The sequence below is a fragment of the Ruegeria sp. G10 genome, from assembly GCF_056533645.1.
Window position 1 is genome coordinate 20,372 of sequence record NZ_JBQFOQ010000007.1, and the last position, 25,274, is coordinate 45,645.

Sequence of the window (25,274 nt, forward strand, 5' to 3'; positions counted from 1 at the left end):
CGATTACAGACCCAGAAGTGATTTGACCTCTGCTTCAACCGCATCGGTCACGGGCTTGTTCGCAGCCGCCTCCAGGGCCTCGCGCTCGGCCAGTTCCTGCTCTGCGACTTGATCAGCCAAGTCTTCTGCAGCCTGTGCCGTTTCGTCGTACTCCACGGCAGCTTGCCGTTCTTCGTTCAACGCCTGTGCTTCGTCCACGGACTGGTTCAACTCGGCGCGGGCTTCCTCAAGCTGTTGTTCAATTTCCGGAGAAGATCCGCCGGCATCTGCCAACTCCTGCTCAAGCCGTTCGACTTCGGTTTGATTGTCCTGAACATCAGACAGCGCTGTTTCCAGATCGGCTTCGATCTCTGAAACGCTGCGTTCGGGCTGCTCCAGGCTGCTGAGTTCTTCCAGCGTAGTCGCGAGGTCTTCGCGCAGAAGATCTCCGGCCAGAACCGTATCACGGTAGGTCGCGATTCGACCGACCCGAGACGTGGGTGAAGCATTCGCCAAAGCGGTTGCGCTGGCGTTAGCCGCATTCAAAGCACCCAGCTCAGAGGGGTGTGCGCCAAGCAGCGCCGCAATTCGATTGCCCTTGGTACGCACCGCAGGACGAATGGAGGTCTCAACGCTGACGGTTTTCGATGGCTTTTGATAGGATCCGCGCGTTTGCTTGCTACCTTTGGCCGCCGTCACTCGCTTGGCTTTGCTTTTTCCATTGAACAGATCTTTCAGAGAAAACCCGTTGTTTTTGCCAGAGAATGAACGCGCTGATTGCGACTTGGCCTTGCTCTGATGGGACTTTCCGGATTTCTGGCCGCCGCGGTTCGAGTCGGCAGCCTTGCCGCCACCCCGTTCGCTGGCAGAACCGCGGTCTCCGCTGTCCCCCTTGCCGCCGCCATTGCCGCCACCGTTTCCACCGCCATTGCCGCCGCCGTTTCCTCCACCGTTACCTTTTCCGCCCCCTTTGCCTTCTTTTGCAAAAGCGACGTCCGGCATCGCGACAGTCGCCACGATGGCCGTTGATCCCAGCAACGCGACCGCAACGGTAGTTGCCTTTAACAGTCCCAAAGTGAAAGTTTTCATGTCGACCTCTTAAGTGGAAGGCAGCAAGCATCTGTCTTTCGAATCAACCCACTGTCTCAATTGTTTCGATTCGCATACGAATCCTCTAAGTTCGTTGCCAGTTAACTTGAGAGCGCTTGAACGCAGCGCGAATTGCTTGTTCATCCTAGGTTCATGTCGAACTGCGTAATCTCCGGGCTGATCGGTTTTTGAGGGCTTTCATGCTTGCAAAGGTGTTCTTGGTGGTCGCAAGCCTGCTTGTCGCGTTGCCCGTTGGGCAGGCGACTGCTCAGACGCGTGAGCTAAAGCAAGGTGAGTTGCGCAAAGCGACCCTGACCGGAGATACCATCCGGTTGAGCCGCGTCATCAAAGGTGTCGAGAAAGCTTATGGTGGCACCCCGGTAGATGCGCGCGCGTTTCAGGCTGACCAGATTTATTATCGCATCCTTGTCAAAAAGCCCGATGGGAAAATTGTCAGTGTCATCGTGGATGCCCAGAACGGAACAGTCGTTCCAAACCGATCCAATGTTGGTCGTCAAATATCGAAAGCGGCGCGTTCAAACCCCGCCAGCGCCAACCAGAATCGCGATACCAAAGGCAACCGCGGTGCCTCTGCCAGCGCTAGAAACAACGGTAACGGTGGTGGCAGCGGCAACGCTGGAGGTAATGGTAATGGCGGTGGAAACGGCAACGGCGGCGGTAATGGCGGTGGAAACGGCGGCGGCAATGGCGGTGGAAACGGTGGCGGTAATGGTGGCGGCAATTCTGGCGGCAACGGCAAAGGCAGAAAATAGGGCTTAAACCAAAGTCGTTGTGGCTGTAGCTTTTGGATATGAGAGTACTTCTTGCCGAAGACGAGCCGCAGCTATGCGAGCAGATTAAGAAACTGCTGAGTGCAGAGGGCCGCGTGGTAGATGTGGCTCACAATGGAACGGACGCCCTGCATCTCGGTGCGACTGAACCGTACGACATGATCATCCTCGACATCGGGTTGCCAGAGCGGGACGGTATTTCTGTCCTGCGTGAATGGCGCGGGGCAGGCGTCAAGACACCCGTGTTGATCCTGACGGCCCGCGACGGGTGGAGCGAGCGCGTTGACGGCCTTGATGCAGGCGCGGATGATTACATGACCAAGCCGTTTCACATGCCCGAGCTGGCAGCCCGCGTGCGCGCAATCCTTCGCAGGCAAAGCGGTCAGTTGAACCCGGTGATCGAAATGGGGGATGTCTCGCTGGATACCCGCAACGGGCGTGTCAGCGTCGGTGGAATTCCCGTCGATCTGACCGCGCAGGAAATTGCCGTTTTGACATACCTTGCCCATAATATGGGACGCATGGTGTCGCGCACCGAGTTGTCAGAGCACATCTACGAATACGATGGTGATCGGGACTCGAACACCATCGCTGTTTTCATAACACGGCTGCGCAAAAAACTTGGCCCGGATCTTATTACGACAGTCCGGGGGCGCGGCTATATGATCGATTCTGCCTGATGTTATCTCTGCGCCAACGCGCTTTGTTGGGCGGTCTCGCCACCGGCGCGCTTTCTGTTGGCGTTGGCACTTTGGTGGTTTTTTCCTACATCAACACGCGTGTCCTGGAACAGTTCGACGAGACCCTGCGAGACCGGCACACACAGCTTATCGTTGGCCTGAGCGCGGCCACGGACGACCCCGAGGCGTTGAGAAACCTTATGTTCGACCCTGCCTATGCAACGCCGTACTCGGGCAGATACTGGCAGGTGACCGATGGCAGCGGGGCGACATACACATCAGCATCACTCTTTGATGAAACAATTCCCGAACCTGCTCGTGCAACGGACGGGTTCATCATTTGGAACGCATCAGGGCCGGACAATGAGGCCGTTCGCAGTGTCTATCAGAAAATCACATTCGAAGATGGAACCGAATGGGGCGTGACCGTCGCGGAAAGCAGGCTCGAACTGATCAGCGAACGCCGGGCGGCGCAAAACAACTTGCTTCCTGTATTTGGGTTGGTCGGCTTGATCGGTGTCGCCGGTTCTTTGTTATTGATGTCTGCCATTGTCGGCCCCCTCGGGAAACTGCGCGCAGACGTCGCGCGTCGATGGGACAACGGAGACGATCTGAACCCGGAAGACTATCCGGAAGAGGTATCGCCGCTTGTCGAGGACCTCAATCAACTGCTGCACAGAAACCGCGAGATCGTATCCAGTTCTCGGCGGCAAGCGGCGGATCTAGCGCATGCTCTGAAGACGCCGACGGCAATACTCAGGAACGAATTGGCAAGTTTGTCCGACAAAGGAGTGGATACGGAACCGACCGACGACGCGCTGAACAGGATTGATGCCCAGTTGAAGCGATCTCTTGCGCGCATGCGGGCGTCAAACACCGCTGAACTCGCGCATTCGCGCACCGATCTTTCGAATTCGGTCGCCAGACTATCCAGACTGTTTTCGGTTATGGCCGAACGCGCAGGAAAATCGCTGACCTCAGATTGTGAAGATGGGCTCCAGATCCGGATGGACACTCAGGACATCGAAGAAGTGATTGGAAACCTCCTCGATAACGCTCTTAAATGGTGTCGAACGACGATTCACATCGGCGCAAAACGCGTCGACGGTGGCATCGAGATTTGCATCGAAGATGATGGGCCCGGAATCCCGAAAGAGGCGCGTGATGCAGCGATCCAAACCGGAGGTCGGCTGGACACATCTGTCAGCGGCACCGGCCTGGGTTTGGCCATATCCGTTGACCTGTTGAACGCCTACGGCGCCAGATTGAAACTGGGGACATCAATAAACCTTGGCGGTTTAGCCTGCCACGTGTTCTTACCGCGGTGACAATGGCGGCATTCGGCATAAACTGGGCTGAGACGTCGTGCTCCCCAATGTAGCGACGAACGGACAGAATCAATCTCCTGGCCAGCTGAGAGCGCATTTTCCGACATCGGCTGAACGAGGCCGCGTCCGCAAGCCACGTTATGGATTGACACATTGAAAGATCAAAATCGCCAGAACCGACCAAGGGGCATTTTCTATTTTTCCCCGAAGGTTCAGTGGTGAGCCGTGCAGGATTCGAACCTGCGACCCACTGATTAAAAGTCAGTTGCTCTACCAACTGAGCTAACGGCCCACTTTTGTATTCGGACCTTGGTGGTCCGTAGCGCTCTCTAAGGTATTTTCCCAACCGGGTTCAAGACCTTATTTTGCAACTCGTTCCGTCGATACCGAAGGTATATCCGACGACCCGATAGGCGGCCTAATTAGGCAGGTGGTGCAAGGGGGTCAAGCCCTTTTTTCAGGAATCTGCGCGACAGGGTGGATTCGCCGGGTGACCAAGGTTATATGCCCGGCATGCGACCCGAAAACGACACCGGATTGCCCTTCATGAAGATGCACGGGCTGGGCAATGACTTTGTCATTGTGGATGCACGCGCGCACCCTCAGGCCATTACGCCGGCGCTGGCAAAGGGAATCGGACATCGGCAATTCGGCGTTGGATTCGATCAGTTGGCTGTGATCGAAAACAGCGCAGCAGATGCGCATCTGGTGTTCTACAATTCCGACGGATCGACCTCGGCCGCGTGCGGGAACGCGACGCGTTGCATCGCAAGGTTTCTGATGGACGAAACCGGCAAATCCGACCTTACACTGACCACCGGGAGGGGAACGCTTTATGCGCGGGATGTCGGGGATGGCATGACCTCGGTCAATATGGGCCCTCCGCAAATCGACTGGCGCGAAATACCCCTGGCCGAAGAAGTTGATACCCTGAGATTGCCCATAGAAGGCGAACCCACCGCTACCGGCATGGGTAACCCGCACTGTACGTTCTTCGTAGACAACGCCGACACCGTCCAGCTGGCCGAGTTCGGCGCGCGATACGAACACCACCCCCTTTATCCCGAACGTACCAACGTGCAGGTCGCGCAGATCATCGGCCCTGATCACATCCGTATGCGCGTGTGGGAACGGGGTGTCGGGATAACGCTCGCCTCTGGGTCATCCTCATGCGCCACGGCGGTGGCGGCGGCGCGGCGCGGCCTGACCGGTCGCAAGGTTCAGATCGATCTGGATGGCGGCACCATCTGGATCGACTGGCGCGAAGACGGGGTCTGGATGACCGGACCCACCGCGCATGTCTTCTCGGGTACCCTGACGCCGGAATTCCTGAGGTCTCTGGGATGAACCCGCCCAAATTCACAACGTTGGGCTGCCGCCTGAACGCCTATGAAACAGAGGCGATGAAAGAGCTGTCGCGGCAGGCTGGGCTGGAAAACGCCGTGATCGTCAACACCTGCGCCGTCACAGCCGAGGCTGTCCGCAAGGCACGTCAGGAAATCCGCAAACTGCGGCGCGAAAACCCGGGTGCCCGCTTGATCGTCACGGGCTGTGCCGCTCAAACCGAACCCCAAACCTTTGCCGCGATGGACGAGGTCGACGCGGTCATCGGCAATACCGAAAAAATGCAGCCCGAAACATGGACAGGCATGGCGGCGGATTTCATCGGCCAGACCGAGGCGGTACAGGTCGACGACATCATGTCCGTCACTGAAACCGCAGGCCACTTGATCGACGGCTTCGGCACCCGGTCCCGCGCCTATGTGCAGGTCCAGAATGGCTGCGACCACCGCTGTACCTTCTGCATCATCCCCTATGGCCGCGGCAACTCGCGCAGCGTGCCTGCGGGCGTGGTGGTGGATCAGATCAAGCGGTTGGTGGACCGAGGCTATAACGAGGTCGTCCTGACGGGCGTTGACCTGACCTCATGGGGGGTAGACCTGCCCGCGCAGCCCAAACTGGGCGATCTGGTGATGCGCATCCTCAGGCTGGTGCCTGACCTCCCGCGCGTGCGGATCAGTTCTATCGACTCGATCGAAGTGGATGAAAACCTGATGCAGGCCATCGCGACCGAACCGCGCCTTATGCCGCACCTGCATCTTTCCCTGCAGCATGGCGACGACCTGATCCTGAAACGCATGAAACGCCGCCACCTGCGCGACGATGCCATCCGTTTTACCGAAGAGGCCCGCAAACTACGCCCCGACATGACCTTCGGCGCCGACATCATCGCAGGCTTCCCGACCGAGACCGAAGCGCATTTCGATAACTCACTAAAGCTCGTCACCGATTGCGACCTGACCTGGCTGCACGTCTTCCCCTATTCCAAACGCGAAGGCACCCCCGCCGCCCGAATCCCGCAGCAGATCAACGGCACCATCATCAAAGACCGCGCCGCCCGCCTGCGCGTCGCCGGCGACAAGCAGATCGCCAAACACCTCGTAGCCCAGACGGGAAAGACCCATCGCATCCTGATGGAAAACCCCCATATGGGCCGCACCGAACAATTCGCCGAGGTCACGTTCACCAACGCCCAACCCGAAGGCCAAATTGTCCACGCCCCAATCACGGGACACACGGCAACCCAGCTTCAGGCCTGATCCGTCCTTCATCTGGCCCTAAATATCCCGGGGATGAATTGGCCGCAGGCCAAGAAGGGGCTGGCCCCTTCAAAACCATCAAAAACAAAAAACCCCCGCACCATAACAGTGCGGGGGTTTCAGATTGGATTGCCCGTAGGCTTAGTCGTGTCGCTTGCCCTTCACCGGTGCCCACAGACGCTTGTTCACCAGGTACAGAAGAACCGACAGCACGGACAGGAACAGAACACCCACGAACCCGGCATTCTTGCGTTCCATCATCTTGGGTTCAGCGGTCCACATCAGAAAGGCGGCGATGTCTTCTGACATGGCCTCAACAGTGGCGGGATGACCATCGGCGTATTCGACCTGATCTTCCGACAACGGCGGTGCCATCGAAATCCAGCCACCCGGGAAGGCGGTGTTCTTGTAAAGGATGGTCCCCGCCTCTTCTTTTTCCTCACCAGTATAGCCATCCAGAAGCGAGGCAATATACTCTGCGCCGCCCATACCTTTGACCAGCTGATTGATCCCCAGACCATAAGGCCCGTGGAAGCCCGCACGCGCCTTGGCCATCAGGCTGAGGTCGGGTGCGCCCACTCCGGTGTTGGCCGGGAAGTGGTCGGTCGGGATCGCCGGACGGAAATCATCCAGCTCGGGATCGAATACTTCGAAATTCGCCGCAGAATAGGCGATCACTTCTTCTTCCGAGTATCCCAAAGCTTCGAGATCGCGCAGCGGTACGTATTGCAGGCCATGGCAGGCTGCGCAGACCTCGGTATAGACCTGAAGACCGCGCTGCAGCTGATTCAGATCCCACGTGCCAAACGGCCCTTCGAACGAAAAGTCGAAATCCTCGACATGGCTGTCGTAAGCACCTGCTGCGAAAGACGCAGCAGGGGTTAGGGCGATGGCAAACGCGGCACCGATTGCAAGTTTCTTGAACATGATTCCGGTCCCTCTTCTTACTCGGCCGGCGTAGCGTCGGCGTCAGCCTTGCCATAATGCGCGTTGAAGTCTTCTTCGATGGTCTCGGGCTGCGCCTCGGGCTTCTCGATTACGCCAAGGATCGGCAGGATCACGAAGAAATAGGCGAACCAGTACGCAGACGCGATAAGCGAGAAAGTCGCATAGGGCTCCTCGGCGGGCATCGCACCCAGCCACATCAGGGCGAAGAAATCGATGACCAGCAGGTAGAACCACCATTTGAACATCGGACGATACTTGCCCGACCGAACGCTCGAAGTATCCAGCCACGGCGCCAGCGCCATCGCCAGGATCGCACCGAACATCGCGATCACACCAAAGAACTTGGCATCGATGATGCCGCCGGTGATGAAGCTGGCGAACTGAACAACCCAGACCTCACCGGTGAAGGCGCGCAGGATCGCGTAGAACGGCAGGAAGTACCATTCGGGCACGATGTGTGCAGGCGTCACCAGCGGGTTGGCCTCGATGTAGTTATCGGGGTGGCCCAGATAGTTCGGCATGTAGCCTACGATGGCCCAGAACACGACCAGGATAACCGCCAGAGCGAACAGATCCTTGATCACGAAATACGGCCAGAAGGGCAGCGTGTCTTTCTCGGCTTCAGCTTTCGACGAGCGGCGTACTTCAACACCCGTGGGGTTGTTGTTACCGGTGGTGTGGAAGGCCCAGATATGCACGATCACCAGCGCCGCAATGACAAACGGCAGCAGGTAGTGCAGCGAGAAGAACCGGTTCAGCGTGGCATTGTCCACCGCCGGTCCGCCCAGCAGCCAGGTCTGGATCGCCTCACCCACAAACGGGATCGCGCCAAACAGGCCGGTGATCACGGTCGCACCCCAGAAGGACATCTGACCCCAGGGCAGAACGTAACCCATAAAGGCGGTGCCCATCATCATCAGGTAGATCAGCATCCCGATGATCCACGTGATCTCACGCGGGGCTTTGTACGAGCCGTAGAACAGCCCACGGAAGATGTGGATGTAGACCGCGACAAAGAACAGCGATGCGCCATTCTGGTGCAGATAGCGCAGCATATAGCCGCCATTCACGTTGCGCATGATGTGTTCGACACTGGCAAAGGCCAGATCGACATGCGGGGTATAGTGCATCACCAGAACGATGCCGGTGACAATCTGCAGCGCCAGACAGAAGGTCAGAACGATGCCCCAGATCCACATCCAGTTCAGGTTCTTGGGGGTGGGGATCATAAGGGTGTCATACAACAGGCCGACGATGGGCAGGCGGCTGTTCAGCCACTTTTCGCCGTTTGTCTTCGGCTCATAATGATCGTGGGGAATTCCGGACATAAGTTGGGTCTCCCTTAGCCGAGCTTGATTGTTGTTGCGTCGACCCATTCTGCGGGCGGAACAGGCAGGTTCTCAGGCGCAGGACCCTTGCGGATCCGACCCGCCAGATCATAGTGCGACCCGTGGCAGGGGCAGAACCAGCCGCCAAAATCGCCAGCATCACCCAGCGGCACACAGCCAAGGTGGGTACACACACCCATCTGAACGATCCATGCACCGGGCGCTTCGCCTTCGGGCGAGGGCATCACACGGTTGGCGTCCGTTGCCGGAGCATCCGCGTTGATGTTGAAGTTACGGGCCAGCGGATCCGGCAGGTTACCAACCGCTTCCTCGTCCTGTTGTTGGGCTTCCGCGATCTCGGCACCGGTCCGGTGACGGATAAAGACGGGTTTGCCCAACCACTTCACGGTCAGCTGCGTGCCCGGCTCTACCCCGCTCACGTCAGTGCGGATCGAGGACAGCGCCTGAACGTCTGCCGATGGGTTCATTTGATTGACAAGGGGCCATACGGCTGCACCGGCTGTCACGACACCTGCGCCGCCAGCGACGTAGTACAGGAAGTCTCTGCGGGTGCCTTCGTGGTCTTCAGCGTGGGACACGAGGTTCTCTCCGATTGTCTGGCGCCCGCGAACGGGCATAAAGCTCGCGCACCGCATGAACTGCGGCGTCTTAAACGGGGTATCTATCGGGGAGAATAGAGTTCGTCCAGCGCTCTTAAACGCGCAATACGCCGCATCTGGGCATTCATTTCATGTTCAGAGGGCTATTTTTCAAGATCAGACCGGCAATCCGGGCGCATGTGCACCGCAAGCAGCCGAATCGCTTTCCCTCCGATTCGACCTAGTCAAAACGGTAGAGGTAACACCCGAGTTGAATAGACTGTTCACTCAGGCGTCGCATTTTTGCCGGAACTCCGCCACAGGTCAGCCTTAAATATTTCCATTTTAAGTTGAATTGTGGCGCGTTAAAATACTAATTTTAAATAGATATTTCAAGATAACCGATAAAAAAGAATTACCGATTGCAATCTGAGCGAGAATATCTCAAAGGCCGAAGAACCCACCCCTCAGCCGGAGATATCTCATGCCAAAACTTACCCTCACGATGGCGCTCATCCCGCTTCTCGGCACGGCCCCCGCTTTTGCATCCGGTGATCCGGCAAAGGGTGAAGCCCTCTATAATCGCTGTTCCTCGTGCCATGCGATCATCAAAGATGGCGAGGTTCTGGTCAAAGGCGGTATCACCGGGCCGAATCTCTATGGCGTGGTCGGTCGTGTCGCAGGAACCGAGAACGACTACCTGAACGGCAGCGAACGTCTGCCCGTCGGCATGTTCACCGATGACATGATCCGCGCCGGGCAAGAAGGGCTGGTCTGGACCGAAGAGAACATCATCGCTTATTCCGAAGACCCGATCCGCTTTATTCGCGATTATCTGGACGACGAGACCGCCCGCCCCAACATGAGTGTCAAGCTGAAGAAGGGTGCCGCCGACATCGCGGCCTATCTTGCCACGTTCAACGCACCCTGATCTCTCAGCCCGGCGGTCGCGTTGCGACCATGCTGGGTCTGTCTCCAAAGGCGGCATACCAATCCGCCAGCGCCTCATTGCCCTTGCGCCACCCTCGTGCATCGTGGCGCAGGTCGAGATAGCCCAGCGCGCATCCAACGGCCACCTGTCCCATATCCAATGGTCCCGCCAGATGCGCCATCCAGCGCTGGTTCAAGGCCGCACAGGCGCGCTCGATCTTGGTCCATTGCGCGTCGACCCAATCATCCCATTGCTTGTCGGCGGGCCGCAGGCGATCCTCATAGGTCATCAACAGCGCCGCATCCAGAATACCATCGGCCAGCGCCTCAAGCGTCAGCACATCCCAGCGCCGCGCGCCGGCAGCATAGAGCCCGGCCTGGACCCGCGCATCCAGAAAGGCGCATATCACTCGGCTATCGAACAGCGTGGGACCGTCAGCCCGTTCAAGCGCCGGAACCTTGGTCAACGGCGCCTTGCCGAGCAGAGGTTCCGCGGGTGAGACAGGCGTGCTCGCAACCGTCTGCAGCGCGACATCCGCAAGCTGGCCGGTCTCGTGCAGCAACACCATGACTTTGCGCACATAAGGTGAGGTGGGGCTATGATAAAGCTTCATGTCCTGTCTCCTTGTCTGCTCCGCAGACTACAGAAGCCGAACCAAAACAAAACCCGTCAGGACCCACCTACACCCTGCATCAGCGACCGCAGGGCCTGCAGTTCCAAACCAAAGCCGTCTTCTGCAATGCGGTCAGCCGCAGTTTGCCGCGCGTCATCTGGCTTGTTCTGGTTCAGCTTCCAGGTCCCATCGATATCATTGATCTCCAACCGACAGGGCACGATCATCCGCAGGAACCGATCCATCAACTCGTCTGGCATCTTTGATGCCAGCCAAGGGGGCTTCGGCAGCAATCGATCCTCAAAAAACGCCGTTTGCCGGTCCAGCATATCCCGCAGCTCCTCGGGCGGGCGCAGCTCAAGCTGGCCGGTCAGATGCACGGCCACATAGTTCCACGTCGGGACCTGATCCTCGATCCCGTACCAATCGGGCGAGACATACCCATCCGGTCCCGACACCGCAATCCGCGCGGGCTGGCGCTGTTTCAGCGCCCGCACAATCGGGTTCGACCGAACCAGATGCAATTCGGCCTGCGACGCATCCTCGTTCAATAAAAACGGCACGTGGCTCATAAGCGGTGCAGCGTCCGTCGACACCGCAAGAACACCGAACGCGCGCGCACGGGCAAAGGCAATGTGACGCGCGGCGGTCTCGGCCCGGAAGGCTGGATTGGGGTGCATGACGATCCTCCTGCCAATTTCTCTTGCAGAAGCGCCGCACCCTTGGCAAGGTCCGCCTCGTTCTCAGGGCGGGGCGGAATTCCCCACCGGCGGTATGCGGGCTGCGACCCGTAAGCCCGCGAGCGGCCCCGGATTCTCCGGGGTGTCAGCAGATCTGGTGAGACGCCAGAGCCGACGGTCATAGTCCGGATGAAAGAGAACGTGCAGCGTGCCGCGAACCGGTGCGCCTGCCCGTGATCGCCTTGGGTGACGTGTCTGTTGCGAAAGGAGATCACCATGACACACACCCGCTACGCTTTCATCAAAGCCAACTGGCATTCCGATATTGTCGATCGCGCGCTGAAGGGGTTTCAACAGCTCATTCCCGGCGACCAGATCGACGTCTTTGACGTCCCCGGCGCGTTCGAGATGCCGCTATTGGCCCGCGATTTGGCCCAAACCGGACGCTACGCGGCGATCGCTTGCGCCGCCTTCGTAGTGGACGGCGGCATCTACCGCCACGATTTCGTCGCTCAGGCGGTGGTCGACGGCCTGATACGCGCAGGCCTCGACACGGGCGTCCCGATTCTGTCGGTATCACTGACCCCGCACCAGTATCAGGAAACCGACCACCATAACGCTATCTACCGTACGCATTTCGTCGAAAAGGGGCGCGAGGCCGCCCAAGCCGCACTCAGCATCACGAAAACCCGCTCGAAGATCGCAACCGCCTGATCTTCATCTTTTCAAAAATACTCAATCGCGCTGCCCTCGGGCAGCGCCCCCCGACCCATCCAGCCGCAAATCCGCTTGAGACCAAGGGCACTCCCCGCTAATCACGACTTTCAAAGGAGCACGCCCCATGTCGATGAACAGTTTCGGACACCTTTTCCGCGTCACCACCTGGGGCGAAAGCCACGGACCGGCTTTGGGCGCGACCGTCGATGGCTGCCCGCCGGGCGTACAGATCGACGAAGCCATGATTCAGCACTGGCTGGACAAGCGCAAACCGGGGCAGAACAAGTTCACCACCCAGCGGCGTGAACCCGATCAGGTGAAAATCCTGTCCGGCGTGTTCGAAGGCCAGACAACCGGAACCCCGGTCCAGCTGATGATCGAGAACACCGATCAACGCTCAAAAGACTACGGCGATATCATGGACAAGTTCCGCCCGGGTCACGCGGATATCACCTATTGGCAGAAATACGGCATCCGCGACTATCGCGGCGGCGGGCGCAGCTCGGCCCGCGAAACCGCATCCCGCGTTGCCGCAGGGGGGCTGGCGCGCGAGGCGATCAAACAGATCGCGCCCAACGTGCAAATCACCGGCTACATGACCCAGATCGGCCCACACAAAATCGACCGCGCCAATTTCGACTGGTCGCAAATCGAGCAGAACCCGTTCTGGACACCCGACGCCCAGGCCGCCGAAGACTGGGCGACCTATCTGGACGACCTGCGCAAATCCGGCAACTCGGTCGGCGCGGTGGTCGAGGTTGTCGCCCGGGGCGTTCCCGCCGGGATCGGCGCGCCCATATATGCCAAGTTAGACACTGATCTGGCCGCCGCAATGATGTCGATCAATGCCGTCAAAGGCGTCGAAATCGGCGAGGGGATGGCCGCCGCCGAACTGACTGGTGAAGCCAATGCAGACGAGATTTTCATGGGTCAGAATGGACCTCAATACAGCTCAAACCACGCAGGCGGCATTCTGGGCGGCATCTCGACCGGGCAGGATATCGTGGTGCGTTTTGCGGTCAAACCGACCTCGTCGATCCTGACCACCCGCAAGACCATCACCAAATCCGGCGAAGAGACCGAGATCATCACCAAAGGCCGCCACGACCCATGCGTCGGCATCCGCGCCGTACCGGTAGGTGAGGCCATGATGGCCTGCGTGATCCTGGATCACTTGCTGCTGCACCGGGGTCAAATCGGCGAGAATCGTGGACATATCGGCTGATCTGCGCGCGCGCCTGCGCGGCATCGTCGCGCAGCGGATGCAGACCGATCCCGCCCATGACATGGCGCATCTGGATCGGGTCTGGTCCAATGCCTGTTCGATCTCCGATGACGGGACCGACATGCCTGTCCTTCTGGCCGCATGCTATCTGCACAATCTCATCAACCTGCCCAAGAATGATCCCGACCGGCACCTTGCCTCGCGCAGGTCAGCACTTGAATCAGAGTCTATACTGTTGGAATTGGGCTATTACTCAGGCCAAATCACTGCCACCCAACATGCCATCGAAGCACACAGTTTCTCGGCCAGCCTGATGCCAGCAACGCCCGAGGCCCGCATCCTTCGCGATGCGGATCGGTTGGATGCACTGGGGGCTGTCGGGATCGCGCGCACCTTTCTGGTCGGCGGCGCACTGGGCCGCACGCTCTATGATCCGACCGATCCGTTTGCCGAGAACCGGCCATTGGATGACCTGCAATTCTCGATCGACCATTGGAAAGTAAAGCTTCTGAACCTGCCCGACGGTATGTTGACCGAGGCAGGTCGCGCGCTCGCGACACGCCGGATCAAACGGATGATCCGCTATCTGGAAGAACTGAGCGAAGAGATCGGCGCGCCCTTGCCTGAGGGCTGGAAGAGCACCTGATTGGTACAATCCTGTCGTTGATCTTTGGGCCACAAAGGCGCAGATACATGCGCAATGGCCAAATCCTTAACATCGCATCGACCCATGCTTGCCGTGGGTCTGAAACTAAGTGCGCTGGTGTTGTTCACCTCGATGTCGGCGCTGGTCAAAGCGTTGTCCGAAGATTTCCCACCCGGCGAGATGGTCTTCTTCCGCTCCCTTTTTGCGATCCCCGTGATCCTCATCTGGCTGATTGCGCGCGGAGAGCTGGCCGAAGGCTTTGTCGTCAAGAAACCCATGGGCCATTTCTGGCGCGGTGTTCTGGGCACGTCAGCCATGGGTTTGACCTTTACAGGCCTCAGCCTTCTTCCCCTGCCTGAGGTCACGGCGATCGGCTACGCCACCCCGATCTTCACGCTGATTCTCGCGGCGGTGATACTGGGAGAGCGTATCCGCATGATCCGTATCGGCGCGGTTGGCATCGGGCTGCTGGGGGTTCTGATCATGCTCTGGCCGCGCCTTGGCAGCGGCAACATGGAAACGGCGGCGACCTTGGGTGCGCTATGCGTGCTCAGCGCCACCGTGGCACGGGCCTTTGTGCAGATACATATCCGCCAGCTGGTTCAGGTGGATCATCCTGCCGCAATCGTTTTCTATTTCTCACTGACGGCCACGTTGATGTCGGGACTGACCGCGTTCTGGGGCTGGAAAATACCCACATGGGAACAGGCCGCCCTGCTGATCGGGATCGGACTGATCGGTGGTATCGCGCAGATTCTGGTCACCTCGTCCTATCGCTTCGCGCAGGCCTCGATGCTGGCGCCTTACGATTACGCAACCATGCTGTTTGCCATTGTCATCGGCTATGTCTGGTTCGATGAGCTGCCCACAGTGGTGATGCTGGCCGGCGCGGCACTGGTCATCGCGGGCAATGTCGTCGTCATCTGGCGCGAGCGTCAGCTGGGGCTTGAACGCGGCAAGGCGCGCGCGCTTTCGGATCACAAACCTTGACTTTACCTTTGCAAAACTTCGCTTAGGTTGAGCCCGACATCAAACAGAGGTTCCCCGATGAGCGACGCGCAGGATCACAAGGAAAAGATGCAGAAGGTGCAGGCCAAGCACCGCAAGAAAGTCTCCGAGGCCGTCGACCCGGGACGCGGGCTGGTGCTGATCAACACCGGTAAAGGCAAGGGCAAATCCTCGGCAGCGTTTGGCGTGGTGATCCGGGCGTTGGGTTGGGGACAAAAAGTCGCCGTCGTTCAATTCATCAAAGGCAAGTGGAAAACCGGCGAACGTCGTTTCTTCGAGGAACGCGATCTGGTGACATGGCACACCATGGGCGAAGGTTTTACCTGGGACACGCAAGACCGTGAGCGTGACATTGCGGCCGCTACCGCAGCATTTGGCAAGGCTTGCGACCTGATGGCCAGCGGCGCGTATGATCTGGTGGTCTTGGACGAGATCAATATCGCGCTGCGTTATGAATACCTTTCAGTAGACACTGTTATTGAGGGTCTGAATGCCCGTGCGGACAAAACCAGCGTGTTCCTGACAGGTCGCGATGCACCGCAAGAACTGCGCGATTACGCCGATCTGGTGACCGAGATGACCGAAGAGAAACACCCGTTTCAGGCCGGGATCAAAGCGCAGCGTGGCGTGGATTTCTAAGCCCAGCTCCATACACCCGGTTTCATTCCGGTGGTGTACGCTCGAACTGGTGTCGGACCGACGGACGTTTTGCGGTAGTACCCTGGTGGCGCGTGTGGTCGCGCCGTTTATCCTGCGCATTCGCCTGATCAAGATACGCACAATAATCGTCGCCGCAATAGCAGGCCCCGCAGGCCGCAAGGGCATCGTGCCGCGCCATTAGTTCTTCCAGCGTTTCTTGCATTCCGCACCCTCTTAGCGTTGCACGTCCATCGTTTCCGAGACAGCGGCGCGCTCTCGCTTTGGCGTGCTTTGCCCGCAAGCTGCCTCGAAATTCGGGGCTTAATGATCTGTCATCTTGCTTCATCCCTTATCTGATTATTTTAGTCGGAATTTTCAAGACAAAATGAATCCAAAAGGTGAGGCGCGCGAAGGGGCGCATGTACCGTTGCGCAGGGGCGCTGGTGGTTTGGGATGCTGGCGCAGGTCAAGCGCCGCGCACCCACGACAGAGCCGCCTTCTTGGCAAAGCGGCGGCCCTGGGTTTTAAGAATATCGCTTGGTTAATGTGACCGCCTTGCGTCCAACGCTCAGGCGGCGACAGCCTCTTCCGGCGCGCTGAGCGATATGACCGCGACCACCGCTGCACCGTTCAGCCAATAGAACAGCGCGTCCAGACCGGAAAATCCAAACAGGCTGGGCGCTGCCAGAAACGCGACACCGACCAGCAGGTCTACGGCAAGATGAAACTTGTAGGGCAGCACCCGCCAGATCCCAAGATGGTGGTCGGTCAGAACCGTCAGCACAAAGGCCGCTACCCCGGTAACTACAGACAACCACAGCGCCAGCGGGTTGGACTGACCCAGCCCAAGCGCAAAGGGCAACACCATCAGCGCGATGGCAACCGGATAGTCGAGATAAGCATGGACCGAGCGGGTAACAAAACGCAGGGACATCAGAACTTCCTTTCCTCAATCAGTGATGAGTATAGGATATGTGCGGACTTGCGAACGTAGCAGCTCAGATCGTTTACGATGCTTTGCAGATCGTTCGGAATTTGGATCGGATCAGTGCATCGCCCGATACGCAGCAGGCGATACGCCCACCTGTTTCTTGAACACGCGCGAGAATGCCGCCTCGGACGCATAACCGACCTCGGCCGCTGCATCGGCTACGTTCCATTGGCCCTCAGTCAAGCCATGGCACGCAATCTGCATGCGCCAATCGGTCAGGTATTGCATCGGTGTGGTGCCCATCTTCTCGGCAAAAAGCTGGGCAAATGCAGTGCGCGACATCGCGGCCTCGCGCGCCAGTGTCGCCACGCTCCAATCCTGCGCCGGAGACTGGTGGAATGCCGTCAACGCGCGCGAGATACGCGGGTCCGCAAAGCCCGCCAGTGCCGCGTCGTCGGGGCTTTGATGTTCCAGATAGGCGCGGATCGCCTGTGCGAACAGCACCTCGGACAGCTTCAACGCAATCAGATCCCCGCCAATCCGTGCGCCGGATACTTCGGACCCGATCATGCGTAATGTCGCCTCAATCCACGAACCGGCCTCTTCCCCGTAATTCTGGATCAGGATGTAATGCGGTAACCGGTCGATCAGCATATGCCCGGTACCGCCGCGCCCCGCTGGACCGGTGAATGAGAAATGACCGCAGATCAGTTGCGTGTCGCGGTCTTCATCCGCACCGCCATAGACCAGAACGCCGTCATCCTTATAGCCGGCGATCTCAAGGACCTGTTCCAGCGGCAATGCGTCAAGGGGCGTCACCTCGTTGCACAGCAGCGCGTGCGGGGCGCCATGCGGGATCAGAATCAGGTCGCCCTGCTTCAGGCGCAAGGTCTCGGTCGTTGCGGGAATGTGCACCTTCAGCTCACCACGCTGGACAAAGTGAAACCGGGCAACGTTCTCGAAGCCCGGCACCTGAACGCCGAAGGGCGGTGTGAACGAAGTGCGGAAGTAGAATGTACCCCGCAGCGAGAGGCGGGTCAGTATATCGCTGAGCAGGTCCAACATAACCCAAAGATACGGCGCAGATCATCCAAGTCCACGGTGCGGGACGATCTGCACGAAGAATTGCACGTCCTGCAACAAAAACCCCCGCTGCGGCGAGGGTTTCAAGGGCTTTTGATTATGCGCGGACCAGCTTTTCGTAGTCCTCGGCAATCTCGCGCGTCAGGTCGCCAACTTCAAAGGTATACTCCCCGATCTGACCGACCGGCGTCACCTCGGCGGCGGTTCCGGTGAGCCAGCATTGTTCGAAATCAGCCATCTCCTCGGGGTTGATGCGGCGTTCGTGGACGGTGATACCTTTGTCTTTCAGCATCTGGATGACGGTTTGGCGCGTGATGCCATTCAGGAAGCAATCGGCGAGCGGAGTGTGCACTTCACCATCCTTGACGAAGAACACGTTGGCCCCGGTCGCCTCGGCCACATAACCGCGCCAGTCCATGAACAGTGCGTCCGAACATCCCTTGGCCTCGGCCTTATGCTTCGAGATGGTGCAGATCATGTAAAGGCCAGCGGCTTTTGCATGCACCGGGATGGTTTCGGGGCTGGGGCGTTTCCATTCGGCAATGTCCAGCTTGGCCCCTTGCATCTTCGCGTCGCCGTAGTACGCGCCCCAGGGCCAGACGGCGACGGCCATCCGCACGGGGTTCTTGGCCGAAGCCACGCCCATATCCTCGCCCGAGCCGCGCCAGACCAGTACCCGCACATAGGCATCTTTCAGACCGCTGGCTTTCAGCGTCTCTTCCTTGGCGGCTTCGATGTCGTCCACGGTGTACGGCATAGGCATGTCCAAAGCCTCGGCCGAGGCGATCAGACGTTCGGAATGCTCACGGCTTTTGAAGATCTTGCCGTTATAGGCGCGCTCACCCTCGAACACCGACGAGGCATAGTGCATCGCGTGGGTCAGGATGTGCACATTCGCCTCACGCCATGGGACCAGTTTGCCATCTACCCAGATGGTGCCATCACGATCATCATACCCCGCCATGCGAAACCTCCTGAACCGGGTTGAATTTCCGAATATTGCGCCGTTTAGGTCCACATCGGACATATTATTGCGCAAAAACTGCGATTCGATACCTGTGCGCCCTTGGAATGTCAATAAGGCTGACATAAACTTGGATGGTATTGCGTATGAGGTCTGTGATGTCGGAAATCCGTCGCGCCCCGGTCTTTGGCGGAGAAAGCCTGTTATTTCTGACGGATGAGCAGTTGCGGCAAGGCATTGAAGCGATGTTCTTTGCCTATCGCGGCTTTACGGCCGATCCTGATCGTATCCTCTCGGAGATGGCCTATGGCCGGGCCCATCACCGGGCGATTCACTTCGTCAACCGCGCGCCGGGAACCACCGTGAACAACCTGCTGGCCATTCTGGGGGTGACCAAGCAGTCGCTGAACCGGGTGCTGCGTACGCTTATCGAGGACGGGCTGGTCGAAAGCCGCGTCGGCAAGGTGGACAAACGCGAACGCCACCTATTTCTGACAGATAAAGGAAAAGCACTGGAGGCCACACTGTCCGATGCCCAACGGGCCCGGATGCGGGCGGCTTTCAAGGATGCAGGCCCCGAAGCGGTAGCCGGTTTTCGCAAAGTGCTTGAAGCCATGATGGATGCTGATATGCGTCGTGCATATACGAAACTGCGGGATACGACTTCATGAGCGATATGGACGCCCATCTTCTGATCGTCGACGATGACGAGCGCATTCGTGATCTGCTCAAGAAATTTTTGATGCGCAGCGGGTTTCTGGTGACATCGGCGCGGGATGCCGCCCATGCGCGGCGGGTGCTGTCGGGGCTGGATTTTGATCTGATCGTGATGGACGTGATGATGCCGGGCGAAGACGGGGTCAGCCTGACGCGCGCCCTGCGCGAGACCCATACGACCCCCATCCTGTTGCTGACCGCCAAAGGTGAGACCGAGCACCGGATTGCCGGTCTTGAAGCCGGGGCGGATGACTATCTGGCCAAGCCGTTCGAGCCTAAAGAGCTGCTGTTGCGGATCAACGCGATCCTAAGGCGTATGCCCGAGACCCCGGCACAGGAGAGCGCGGCGAAGATACTAAGCCTCGGGCCGATCCGTTACGACATCGAACGCGGCGAGATGTGGCAGGGGGATGATCCTGTACGTCTGACTGCAACCGAGAGCCAATTGATGAAGATTTTCTCGGCCCAACCCGGCGAACCGATCAGCCGGGCAAAGCTGGTTGAAGATCTGGGCCGCGACAAGGGTCAGGCGCAAGAACGGGCGGTGGATGTGCAGATCACGCGGCTAAGGCGTAAGATCGAGCAGGATCCCAAGCAGCCTCGGTATTTGCAGACCGTGCGCGGGGCCGGGTATATGTTGGCGCCGGATTGATTTAGCCGCTACGCGGCGATTTTTGCCTTCGGCGAGGATATTTTTAGCCAGATGAAGATGGGATCCCGATGAAGACTGCGCTTTTGACCCATGCCGATTGTCTGGGGCATGTGACCCCGGACGGGCACCCTGAGCGGGTGGCGCGGTTGGAGCACATTTTGCATGCGTTAGAGCCTTTGGAGTTGGATCGACGGACGGCTCCGATGGCGGCGGATGACGATCTGCTGCGGGTGCATCCGCAAAGCCATATCGACGAGATTCGACGCAGCAGACCCGTTGACGGCTTCACGCAGATCGATGGGGATACGTTTATGTCACCAGGATCGGTCGACGCGGCCTATCGCGCGGCGGGGGCTGCCGTGCGGGCGGTCGATCTGGTCCTAGGCGGAGAGGTTGGGAATGCGTTCTGCGCAATTCGCCCGCCGGGACACCATGCGGAATCCGAGACGGCGATGGGATTTTGTCTGTTCGGCAATGCGGCGCTGGCGGCCAAACATGCGCTGGACCACCACGGGCTGAGCCGCGTCGCGGTGGTGGATTTCGATGTGCATCATGGGAATGGCACACAGGACCTGCTGTGGGACGAACGGCGGGCGCTGGTGATCACCAGCCAGCAAATGCCGCTGTGGCCCGGCACTGGCCGCGCGGATGAGACCGGCGCGTTTGAGACGGTGGTGAACATGCCGCTGGCCCCGGGCACGGGCGGGGCTGAGATGCGCGCGGCTTACGAGGCGCAGGCTTTTCCCCGTCTGCGCGCGTTCAAGCCGGAACTGATCATCATCTCCGCCGGGTTTGACGCGCACCAGGACGATCCACTGGCCAATCTCAACTGGTCAACCGGCGATTTCGTCTGGATCACCGCCGAGCTGTGCAAGATTGCCGATGAGGTCTGCGGTGGCCGTATCGTCTCGACTCTGGAAGGCGGGTATGATCTGAACGCACTGGCCGAGGCGACACGCGCCCATGTGGAAGAACTGATAAAGGCAGCAAAATGACCGATACTCCAGTCGAACAGATGACCTTTGAACAGGCGATGAAAGAGCTTGAGGCCGTGGTCGGCCAGCTGGAACGCGGGGATGTGGCTTTGGATCAGTCGATCGCTTTGTATGAGCGCGGGGCGGCGTTGAAGAAACGCTGTGAGGATGAGTTGAAGCGCGCCGAAGAAAAAGTGGCCGCGATCACGCTGAACGCGGATGGTCAGCCCACCGGGACGACGCCTGTCGAAGGTCAGTAAATGTTTCGTGACAGGCTGGCGCAGGACGCGGCACGGATTCAGGGCCATTTCGATCTGGTTCTGGGGGGGCTGGACGATCTGGACGTAACCCGGGCCATGGCCTACGCCACTGAGGGCGGTAAACGTCTGCGTGGGTTTCTGGTGCTCGAAAGTGCGCGACTGCATGGGATCGGTGAAACACGTGCGATCTGGCCCGCCACTGCGATTGAGGCTTTGCACGCCTATTCGCTGGTTCATGACGATCTGCCCTGCATGGACGATGATGACCTGCGGCGCGGTCGGCCCACAGTGCATGTGAAATGGGACGAAGGCACTGCCGTTCTGGTTGGGGATGCGCTGCAGACACTGGCCTTTGAGCTTTGCGCGCGACCCGAGGTTGGCGACGCCGAAATCCGCACCGATTTGACCCTAACACTGGCGAAAGCAAGCGGCGCGCAGGGGATGGTATTAGGTCAAGCCCGAGACATCGCGGCGGAGACGTCAGACCCGCTGACATTGGATCAGATCACGCGCTTACAGGCGGGCAAGACCGGAGCCCTGATCGAATGGTCAGCCTGTGCGGGCGCACGTCTGGCGCGGGCCGACCCGACCCCCTTGCGCCAATATGCCCAAGCCCTTGGCCTTGCCTTTCAGATCGCCGATGACATTCTGGATGTTGAGGGGGATGCCGAAAAGGCCGGAAAACGGCTGCAGAAAGATGCTGAGGCGGGCAAGGCGACCTTTGTTTCGCTTCTGGGTCTGGATGCCGCCAAGTCCCGCGCAGCCGAGCTGGTTGAACAGGCTTGCGCGGCGCTTGATGGGTACGGGCCGAAGGCAGAAACCTTGAAGCAGGCTGCCCGCTTCGTTATTGCCCGGGACAGCTAAGCCAGGAATGCCATATGTCTGACCGCCCGAATACGCCTTTGCTGGACCTTGTGAACCGCCCTGCGGACCTGCGGCAGTTCTCGGACGCGCAGTTGCATCAGGTGGCACAGGAATTGCGGGCCGAGACGATCTCGGCCGTGTCCGTGACCGGCGGGCATCTGGGCGCGGGTCTGGGCGTGGTGGAACTGACCACGGCGCTGCACGCGGTCTTTGACACTCCCCGCGACAAAATCATCTGGGATGTGGGCCACCAGTGTTATCCGCATAAAATCCTGACGGAACGCCGCGACCGCATTCGCACCCTGCGCATGAAAGACGGCCTCAGCGGTTTCACCAAGCGCAGCGAGAGCCCTTATGATCCGTTTGGTGCGGCCCATTCCAGCACCTCGATCAGCGCCGCGCTGGGGTTTGCCGTGGCGCGCGATCTGGGCGGTGTGACGCCCGAGGGGCTTGGTGATGCGATTGCGGTGATCGGCGATGGATCGATGTCCGCAGGCATGGCGTTCGAGGCGATGAACAATGCGGGTCACCTGAAGAAACGCCTGATTGTGATCCTCAACGACAATGAAATGAGCATTGCGCCACCTGTGGGTGCGCTGTCCAACTACCTGTCGCGCATCTATGCCGAGGAACCGTTTCACGAGCTGAAAGCTGCCGCCAAGGGTGCGGTGTCGCTGCTGCCCGAACCGTTCCGCGAGGGGGCCAAGCGTGCCAAGGACATGCTGAAAGGCATGGCGATGGGTGGCACCCTGTTTGAAGAACTGGGTTTTTCCTATCTCGGCCCCATCGACGGGCATGATCTGGACCAGTTGCTGCCGGTGTTGCGGGCAGTCAAGGCCAAGGCGACCGGGCCGATCCTGATCCATGTGCTGACGAAGAAGGGCAAGGGCTACGCCCCCGCCGAGCAGGCCCGCGATAAGGGCCACGCGACCGCCAAGTTCGATGTGGTGACGGGTGAGCAGAAAAAGGCACCCTCTAACGCGCCGTCCTATACTTCGGTTTTCGGCAAGACTTTGGTGGAAGAGGCTGCGCGGGATGACAAGATCGTAGCCGTGACCGCCGCGATGCCCGATGGCACCGGGCTGAACCTGTTTGCCGAACGTTACCCGTCGCGCTGTTTCGATGTGGCGATTGCGGAACAGCATGGGGTGACCTTCTCGGCGGCGCTTGCTGCAGGCGGGATGAAGCCGTTCTGCGCGATGTATTCGACCTTCCTGCAGCGTGGGTACGATCAGGTGGTGCATGATGTGGCGATCCAGCGTCTGCCAGTACGTTTTGCCATCGACCGCGCGGGGCTTGTGGGGGCTGACGGCGCAACCCATGCGGGCTCGTTCGACATCGCCTATCTGGCCAATCTGCCGGGCATGGTGGTGATGGCCGCCGCCGATGAGGCAGAACTGATGCATATGGTCGCCACAGCCGTGGCCCATGATGACGGCCCCATCGCGTTCCGCTATCCACGGGGAGAGGGTGTGGGTATTGACCTGCCGGAACGCGGTGAAGTGCTGGAGATCGGCAAGGGACGCATCATTCAGAAAGGTGCCCGCGTGGCGCTGTTATCATTCGGCACCCGTCTGGCCGAGGTGCAAAAGGCCGCCGAGGCTCTGTCGGCACGCGGCATCACCCCGACCATCGCCGATGCGCGCTTTGCCAAGCCGCTGGACCGCGACCTGATCCTTAATCTGGCCGCGAACCACGAGGCGCTGATCACCATCGAAGAGGGCGCTGTGGGCGGCTTTGGCAGCCATGTTGCGCAGCTCTTGGCGGATGAAGGCGTTTTTGATGCGGGGCTGAAATACCGCTCGATGGTGCTGCCGGATATCTTCATCGACCAGGCCAGCCCCGCAGATATGTACGCGGTCGCAGGCATGAATGCCGAACAGATCGAGGCCAAGGTGCTGTCGGTTTTGGGCGTAACCTCGATCGGCGAGAAGCGCGCCTAGGTGATCGCTCGACAACCGGATGCGAGGTGGCCATGATGTACCAAAGTATCAGGCTATGTCGGGGATGTGCATGCAAGATCACGGGTACGCGTCAGGGCGGCTGAACCTGCCTTTCGTCGGGATTTCAACCTTTGCAAAGTCGCCTTATGTCGCGGATTGGGATCAGATCGATGCCGATGTCGCCATTTTGGGTGCGCCGTTTGATTTCGGCACGCAATGGCGGCCCGGCGCACGATTTGGACCGCGCGCCGTGCGCGAGGCCTCGACCCTGTTCAGCTTCGGCCATGCCGGGGCCTATGATCACGAGGATGACGCGACTTACCTTGATGGCTCGGTGCGGATGGTCGATCTGGGGGATGCGGATATCATCCACACCAAAACCGACCAGAGCCATGCCAACATCGCTTATGGCGTAGGCAAGATTCTGAAAGCAGGCGCTTTGCCTGTCACAATTGGCGGGGATCATTCGATCAACATCCCCTGCATCAACGCCTTTGCCGAGGATTGCGCAGAAAACGGTCTGATCCACGTGGTTCAGATCGATGCGCATCTGGATTTCGTCGATGAACGCCACGGCGTGACCGCCGGGCACGGCAACCCGATGCGGCGGGCGATTGAAAAAGACTATGTCTCGGGCATGACGCAGCTGGGCATCCGCAATGTCTCGTCCACCGCGAAGGAAGGGTACGAGGATGCCCGCGCGCGCGGGTCGGATATCCTGTCGGTGCGACAAGTGCGCAAACTGGGACCCGAAGCCGTGCTGGCCCGAATCCCGGAGGGAGCGCGGTACTATGTGACCATTGATATCGACGCGTTTTGCCCGTCGATTGCGCCCGGAACCGGCACGCCCAGCCATGGTGGGTTTCTCTATTACGATGTGCTGGAAATACTACAGGGGCTGGCCAAGCGCGGGGACGTCGCGGGCATCGATCTGGTCGAGGTCGCGCCTTCGTATGACCCAACCGAGAGCACCCAGATTCTGGCGGCGCAGCTGCTGCTGAACTTTCTGGGGTTTATCTTTCACGAACGTACGCGGCTGTAGGCGGCGACTTGTCGCCCTAGCCTTTTGTGTTTCGTGATGGGGT

General features: G+C 59.3%; 28 protein-coding genes, 1 tRNA gene and 1 riboswitch. Of the genes, 18 read left to right on the forward strand and 11 right to left on the reverse strand.

Going from position 1 to position 25,274, the window contains the following annotated elements; all coding sequences use genetic code 11:
• Positions 1 to 3: 3 nt before the first annotated feature.
• Entirely contained in the window at positions 4 to 1,068 is a 1,065-nt protein-coding gene (locus ACR0KM_RS12850) for a hypothetical protein (RefSeq protein ID WP_480859228.1), read from the reverse strand.
• 332 nt (positions 1,069 to 1,400) lie between these two features.
• Between ACR0KM_RS12850 and ACR0KM_RS12855 the strand changes: the two genes are divergently transcribed.
• The 3 genes from ACR0KM_RS12855 (at position 1,401) to ACR0KM_RS12865 (ending at position 3,867) form a co-directional block, all read left to right on the forward strand.
• Positions 1,401 to 1,841, forward strand: coding sequence for a PepSY domain-containing protein (locus tag ACR0KM_RS12855; protein ID WP_480859226.1), 441 nt, complete (start codon positions 1,401 to 1,403; stop codon positions 1,839 to 1,841).
• Between the two features lie 38 nt (positions 1,842 to 1,879).
• Positions 1,880 to 2,539, forward strand: a complete 660-nt coding sequence (locus tag ACR0KM_RS12860; RefSeq protein WP_480824082.1) for a response regulator transcription factor — start codon at positions 1,880 to 1,882, stop codon at positions 2,537 to 2,539.
• Between the two features lie 200 nt (positions 2,540 to 2,739).
• Entirely contained in the window at positions 2,740 to 3,867 is a 1,128-nt protein-coding gene (locus ACR0KM_RS12865) for an ATP-binding protein (RefSeq protein ID WP_480859224.1), read from the forward strand.
• Between the two features lie 216 nt (positions 3,868 to 4,083).
• Here the strand turns inward: ACR0KM_RS12865 and ACR0KM_RS12870 are convergent.
• A tRNA-Lys gene (locus ACR0KM_RS12870) sits at positions 4,084 to 4,159 on the reverse strand.
• A 212-nt stretch (positions 4,160 to 4,371) separates the two neighbouring features.
• On the opposite strand from ACR0KM_RS12870, the gene dapF reads away from it, so the two are divergent.
• Both dapF and mtaB read left to right on the forward strand, forming a co-directional pair.
• Positions 4,372 to 5,214, forward strand: a complete 843-nt coding sequence (gene dapF / locus ACR0KM_RS12875) for a diaminopimelate epimerase (RefSeq protein WP_480824078.1) — start codon at positions 4,372 to 4,374, stop codon at positions 5,212 to 5,214.
• Positions 5,211 to 6,467, forward strand: coding sequence for a tRNA (N(6)-L-threonylcarbamoyladenosine(37)-C(2))-methylthiotransferase MtaB (gene mtaB / locus ACR0KM_RS12880; protein ID WP_480859223.1), 1,257 nt, complete (start codon positions 5,211 to 5,213; stop codon positions 6,465 to 6,467). The genes dapF and mtaB overlap by 4 nt, the downstream gene beginning before the upstream one ends.
• 141 nt (positions 6,468 to 6,608) lie before the next feature.
• Here the strand turns inward: mtaB and ACR0KM_RS12885 are convergent, their stop codons facing one another.
• The 3 genes from ACR0KM_RS12885 to petA are packed head-to-tail and all read right to left on the reverse strand — an operon-like array spanning position 6,609 to position 9,342.
• The gene (locus tag ACR0KM_RS12885) at positions 6,609 to 7,394 is read right to left on the reverse strand and encodes a cytochrome c1 (protein ID WP_480859221.1); all 786 of its coding nucleotides are present in this window, start codon (positions 7,392 to 7,394) and stop codon (positions 6,609 to 6,611) included.
• A 17-nt stretch (positions 7,395 to 7,411) separates the two neighbouring features.
• Complete coding sequence (petB, locus tag ACR0KM_RS12890) at positions 7,412 to 8,743, reverse strand: cytochrome b (RefSeq protein WP_480859219.1); 1,332 nt, start codon at positions 8,741 to 8,743, stop codon at positions 7,412 to 7,414.
• A 14-nt stretch (positions 8,744 to 8,757) separates the two neighbouring features.
• Positions 8,758 to 9,342 (reverse strand): ubiquinol-cytochrome c reductase iron-sulfur subunit, encoded by a 585-nt coding sequence (petA, locus tag ACR0KM_RS12895; protein WP_480824070.1) that lies wholly within the window; start codon positions 9,340 to 9,342, stop codon positions 8,758 to 8,760.
• A gap of 484 nt (positions 9,343 to 9,826) precedes the next feature.
• Here petA and ACR0KM_RS12900 point away from each other — a divergent pair, with 484 nt between their 5' ends.
• Positions 9,827 to 10,273 (forward strand): c-type cytochrome, encoded by a 447-nt coding sequence (locus ACR0KM_RS12900; protein ID WP_480859216.1) that lies wholly within the window; start codon positions 9,827 to 9,829, stop codon positions 10,271 to 10,273.
• A 4-nt stretch (positions 10,274 to 10,277) separates the two neighbouring features.
• On the opposite strand, the gene ACR0KM_RS12905 is transcribed toward ACR0KM_RS12900, so the two are convergent.
• Complete coding sequence (locus tag ACR0KM_RS12905) at positions 10,278 to 10,886, reverse strand: glutathione S-transferase (protein ID WP_480859214.1); 609 nt, start codon at positions 10,884 to 10,886, stop codon at positions 10,278 to 10,280.
• 56 nt (positions 10,887 to 10,942) lie between these two features.
• A complete protein-coding gene (locus ACR0KM_RS12910) occupies positions 10,943 to 11,566 on the reverse strand; it encodes an FMN-binding negative transcriptional regulator (protein WP_480859212.1) in 624 nt (207 codons plus the stop codon).
• A gap of 55 nt (positions 11,567 to 11,621) precedes the next feature.
• A riboswitch (FMN riboswitch) is annotated at positions 11,622 to 11,771 on the forward strand.
• Positions 11,772 to 11,842: 71 nt separating this feature from the next.
• Between ACR0KM_RS12910 and ACR0KM_RS12915 the strand changes: the two genes are divergently transcribed.
• The 5 genes from ACR0KM_RS12915 (at position 11,843) to cobO (ending at position 15,801) form a co-directional block, all read left to right on the forward strand.
• Complete coding sequence (locus ACR0KM_RS12915; RefSeq protein WP_480859210.1) at positions 11,843 to 12,280, forward strand: 6,7-dimethyl-8-ribityllumazine synthase; 438 nt, start codon at positions 11,843 to 11,845, stop codon at positions 12,278 to 12,280.
• Between the two features lie 127 nt (positions 12,281 to 12,407).
• Entirely contained in the window at positions 12,408 to 13,508 is a 1,101-nt protein-coding gene (gene aroC / locus ACR0KM_RS12920; protein WP_480859208.1) for a chorismate synthase, read from the forward strand.
• Entirely contained in the window at positions 13,492 to 14,154 is a 663-nt protein-coding gene (locus ACR0KM_RS12925; RefSeq protein WP_480859206.1) for an HD domain-containing protein, read from the forward strand. Before aroC ends, ACR0KM_RS12925 begins: the two co-directional genes overlap by 17 nt.
• A gap of 54 nt (positions 14,155 to 14,208) precedes the next feature.
• Positions 14,209 to 15,144: a DMT family transporter gene (locus tag ACR0KM_RS12930; protein ID WP_480859204.1), complete on the forward strand. Its 936-nt coding sequence runs from the start codon at positions 14,209 to 14,211 to the stop codon at positions 15,142 to 15,144.
• A gap of 57 nt (positions 15,145 to 15,201) precedes the next feature.
• Positions 15,202 to 15,801: a cob(I)yrinic acid a,c-diamide adenosyltransferase gene (gene cobO, locus ACR0KM_RS12935; RefSeq protein ID WP_480859202.1), complete on the forward strand. Its 600-nt coding sequence runs from the start codon at positions 15,202 to 15,204 to the stop codon at positions 15,799 to 15,801.
• Between the two features lie 22 nt (positions 15,802 to 15,823).
• On the opposite strand, the gene ACR0KM_RS12940 is transcribed toward cobO, so the two are convergent.
• The 4 genes from ACR0KM_RS12940 to ACR0KM_RS12955 all read right to left on the reverse strand — a co-directional run bounded on the left by ACR0KM_RS12940 (position 15,824) and on the right by ACR0KM_RS12955 (position 18,779).
• The gene (locus tag ACR0KM_RS12940) at positions 15,824 to 16,024 is read right to left on the reverse strand and encodes a hypothetical protein (protein ID WP_480859200.1); all 201 of its coding nucleotides are present in this window, start codon (positions 16,022 to 16,024) and stop codon (positions 15,824 to 15,826) included.
• Positions 16,025 to 16,369: 345 nt separating this feature from the next.
• Entirely contained in the window at positions 16,370 to 16,735 is a 366-nt protein-coding gene (locus tag ACR0KM_RS12945; RefSeq protein WP_480824050.1) for an SPW repeat domain-containing protein, read from the reverse strand.
• Positions 16,736 to 16,846: 111 nt separating this feature from the next.
• The gene (locus tag ACR0KM_RS12950) at positions 16,847 to 17,797 is read right to left on the reverse strand and encodes an AraC family transcriptional regulator (protein ID WP_480859199.1); all 951 of its coding nucleotides are present in this window, start codon (positions 17,795 to 17,797) and stop codon (positions 16,847 to 16,849) included.
• Between the two features lie 115 nt (positions 17,798 to 17,912).
• Positions 17,913 to 18,779 (reverse strand): branched-chain amino acid aminotransferase, encoded by an 867-nt coding sequence (locus tag ACR0KM_RS12955; protein WP_480824046.1) that lies wholly within the window; start codon positions 18,777 to 18,779, stop codon positions 17,913 to 17,915.
• A 158-nt stretch (positions 18,780 to 18,937) separates the two neighbouring features.
• On the opposite strand from ACR0KM_RS12955, the gene ACR0KM_RS12960 reads away from it, so the two are divergent.
• From ACR0KM_RS12960 to speB, 7 genes are all read left to right on the forward strand, one after another.
• Entirely contained in the window at positions 18,938 to 19,450 is a 513-nt protein-coding gene (locus ACR0KM_RS12960; RefSeq protein ID WP_480859197.1) for a MarR family winged helix-turn-helix transcriptional regulator, read from the forward strand.
• Positions 19,447 to 20,148 carry a response regulator gene (locus ACR0KM_RS12965; RefSeq protein ID WP_480859194.1) on the forward strand — a complete coding sequence of 234 codons (702 nt, stop codon included), beginning with the start codon at positions 19,447 to 19,449 and terminating at the stop codon, positions 20,146 to 20,148. The genes ACR0KM_RS12960 and ACR0KM_RS12965 overlap by 4 nt, the downstream gene beginning before the upstream one ends.
• A gap of 68 nt (positions 20,149 to 20,216) precedes the next feature.
• Complete coding sequence (locus tag ACR0KM_RS12970; protein WP_480859192.1) at positions 20,217 to 21,143, forward strand: histone deacetylase family protein; 927 nt, start codon at positions 20,217 to 20,219, stop codon at positions 21,141 to 21,143.
• Complete coding sequence (locus ACR0KM_RS12975; protein WP_480519961.1) at positions 21,140 to 21,382, forward strand: exodeoxyribonuclease VII small subunit; 243 nt, start codon at positions 21,140 to 21,142, stop codon at positions 21,380 to 21,382. Before ACR0KM_RS12970 ends, ACR0KM_RS12975 begins: the two co-directional genes overlap by 4 nt.
• Positions 21,383 to 22,246: a polyprenyl synthetase family protein gene (locus ACR0KM_RS12980; protein ID WP_480859190.1), complete on the forward strand. Its 864-nt coding sequence runs from the start codon at positions 21,383 to 21,385 to the stop codon at positions 22,244 to 22,246.
• 14 nt (positions 22,247 to 22,260) lie between these two features.
• Positions 22,261 to 24,189, forward strand: a complete 1,929-nt coding sequence (gene dxs, locus ACR0KM_RS12985; RefSeq protein ID WP_480859188.1) for a 1-deoxy-D-xylulose-5-phosphate synthase — start codon at positions 22,261 to 22,263, stop codon at positions 24,187 to 24,189.
• 70 nt (positions 24,190 to 24,259) lie between these two features.
• Positions 24,260 to 25,231, forward strand: a complete 972-nt coding sequence (gene speB / locus ACR0KM_RS12990; RefSeq protein ID WP_480859186.1) for an agmatinase — start codon at positions 24,260 to 24,262, stop codon at positions 25,229 to 25,231.
• The last annotated feature ends 43 nt before the right edge of the window (positions 25,232 to 25,274 follow it).